Raw genomic sequence first — 2511 nt, 5'->3', positions numbered from 1 at the left:
CTGAGCACGAATCGTGTTCGTATCGATCTCATCACCATCTGCAAGTTGGCGGAAACGAGCAAGACCTATTCCTACCATTCGGGACGACACTCGTTCGCCAGCCTCATTACGCTGGAGGCTGGTGTGCCGATGGAGACCATCTGCAAGATGCTCGGTCACAAGGATGTGAAGATGACGCAGCGGTATGCGAGAGTAACCCAAAAGAAGCTGTTTGAGGACATGGACAAGTTCATCGCTGCAACCGGGAAGGACTTTATTCTCGCATTATGAACAAGGCTTTCAACTTTTCTTTTTACAGTTTCAACTACATTATTATATTATAAGGACAACAACTATGAGCAGAAGTACATTTTCAATTTTGCCTTACATCAACAGACAGAAGGTGAAGGCAGACGGAACAGCCAACATACTTTGCCGCATCACCGTTGACGGCAAAAGCGCAGCCATTTCCACAGGCATATCCTGTACCCCACAGGAGTGGAACGCCAAGAAGGGAGAGGTACGGAACGCAAGGGACAACGGACGATTGGCAGGTTTCCTTGCTGAGGTCAAGGATAAATACAACTCACTTCTTACCACCAATGGCATCATCACCGTGGAAATGCTGAAGGCTGTATTGAAGGACAAGGACACGACAGGAAAATACTTGCTGAGTTTTGGCGATACCATCGTGGAATGGTACAGAACGGCAAGAGCTAGGCAAACCTTTCTGCACAAGCGAACATGGCAGAAGAACCTGAGGGACTTTGTTCATACTTTGGATAAGGAAGACATAGCCTTCGAGGACATTGACGAGAACTTCGGGGAGGGATACAAACTGTTCCTGAAACGAGACCAGGGACGCACCGACAGCTACGTGAACCATTGCCTTCTCTGGCTGAACATGTTGATGTACAAGGCAGTGGACAGGAGCATTATCCGCTTCAATCCCATAGCCAAGATAGGGTATGAGAAGAAGGCAGCCCCGAAGATGACCCATATCAGCAAGGCAGACTTCATCAAGATGCTCTCTACCCCGATGGCTGACGAGCGAACGGAGCTTGCACGCAGATGTTTCATTTTTGCCTCGCTCACCTCCTTATCCTATATAGATGTAAAGAAACTGTACCCTCACCATATCAGTGAGAACTCCGATGGCAGGAAGTTCATCCGCAAGGAAAGAGAGAAGACAGGCGTGGAGTTCTTCGTGCCGCTCCATCCGATAGCCGAGAAGATTCTTTCGCTCTACAATACCACGGACGACAGCAAGCCTGTTTTTCCACTGGGTGAGAAGAAAGACATCTATCTTGATGTGCATACCCTTGGAATGGTGCTTGGCATAAGTAATAAGTTGGGATTCCACGCCAGCCGCCATACATTCGGAGTCTTGATGCTCAACGAGGACATTCCCATCGGCAGCATAGCCAAGATGATGGGACACGCAGACATCACAAGCACACAGGTCTATGCGCAGGTGACGGAGCAGAAGATTTCAAATGACATGGATAAGCTTATTGCCAAGCGAGAAAGGAACAGATTATCGAACGAAAAAACTATTGGAAAATGAACAGAGGAGTTATAACTATCAGCGAGAGCGGAACGGTATCCATGCCGATCGATACTGTATGGATGACCATGCAGGAGATTGCCGACATGTATAATGTGTTCGGCTGCTATGTGCGCAAGGCTGTCAAGGCTATATTCAAGGACGGCATTCTGAAAGAGCAGGGTGTGCGTCGTCATGTCAGGAAGAACGACCGCATCAGCTATGACGTGTATAGCCTTGAACTCGTCATTGCGGTAGCCTTCCGTATTGACAGCATTGAGAGCAGAGCCTTTCGGGAGTTCATTATGCAAGCCATCATCAAAAAGCAGACCAACCGCCCGAAGTTGGTCTGCCTGTGGTCGAAGAATATAATGGTGTAGCAATTACATTTTTCATCAATGACCTCTATTCTTTGAAAACTAATATTTGTTAAAATTCATAAAGGCTTTAAAATTATTTGCTTTATTCAATTTATTTCTCTAAATTTATAGCGTCAAACAAAATATGACACATTGTTGGAATGAGATAATGAACTAAAATGAGACTTTTGGATTTTTATATAATATGGAGAGGAGATATGCTATTTGCAACAGTTGTTCCTATAGCATATTTCCTATTGTACCTAAAAAACAAACAAGTGACATTTGTCTTTTTGAAATTTGTAATGGCATTTGTGATATGTTTGTATTGGGCAACATACGCTTGTACTTTTTTTTATTCATATTATGATGTTATAGGATGGTTTAAAATACTTATAATACCTGTTTTTTCCATTTATAGTGGATTTGTACTTCACCTTTTAAAATCGAAGAAGAAAAAGGTGTTTTTTCTTATCTCCATAGTCTATATAATATTTTGGTGCATATTAATATTTTGGCATTGCATGAGTAGTATGTAATGCAAAAGAATGAAGAGAGATGATTCCTAATTGTATAGGAATCCTTCAAGCAACGTTCCTTGGAGGCTTTGCGCCTCCAGCCACTTGG

Annotated in this window: 3 protein-coding genes; all 3 read left to right on the top strand. The window is 43.7% G+C overall.

Going from position 1 to position 2511, the window contains the following annotated elements:
- Positions 1-270, top strand: a 270-nt coding sequence (locus DWV53_RS15110) for a tyrosine-type recombinase/integrase (RefSeq protein ID WP_147468828.1), incomplete at its 5' end; no start/stop codon positions are given.
- Between the two features lie 64 nt (positions 271-334).
- On the top strand, positions 335-1546 hold the full coding sequence (locus DWV53_RS15105; RefSeq protein WP_118155431.1) for a site-specific integrase: 1212 nt from the start codon (positions 335-337) through the stop codon (positions 1544-1546).
- Positions 1543-1905: a hypothetical protein gene (locus tag DWV53_RS15100; RefSeq protein WP_118155429.1), complete on the top strand. Its 363-nt coding sequence runs from the start codon at positions 1543-1545 to the stop codon at positions 1903-1905. The genes DWV53_RS15105 and DWV53_RS15100 overlap by 4 nt, the downstream gene beginning before the upstream one ends.
- The last annotated feature ends 606 nt before the right edge of the window (positions 1906-2511 follow it).

Origin of the sequence: Segatella copri (genome assembly GCF_003465495.1) — a bacterium.
In the GTDB taxonomy this organism is placed as follows: Bacteria; Bacteroidota; Bacteroidia; order Bacteroidales; family Bacteroidaceae; genus Prevotella; species Prevotella copri_G.
This window is presented reverse-complemented; position numbering and strand designations above follow the sequence as displayed.

Bases quoted from the DNA above. Each gene is read 5' to 3' on its own strand.
- DWV53_RS15105 (WP_118155431.1), top strand. From the start codon at position 335: ATGAGCAGAAGTACATTTTCAATTTTGCCTTACATCAACAGACAGAAG.
- DWV53_RS15100 (WP_118155429.1), top strand. From the start codon at position 1,543: ATGAACAGAGGAGTTATAACTATCAGCGAGAGCGGAACGGTATCCATG.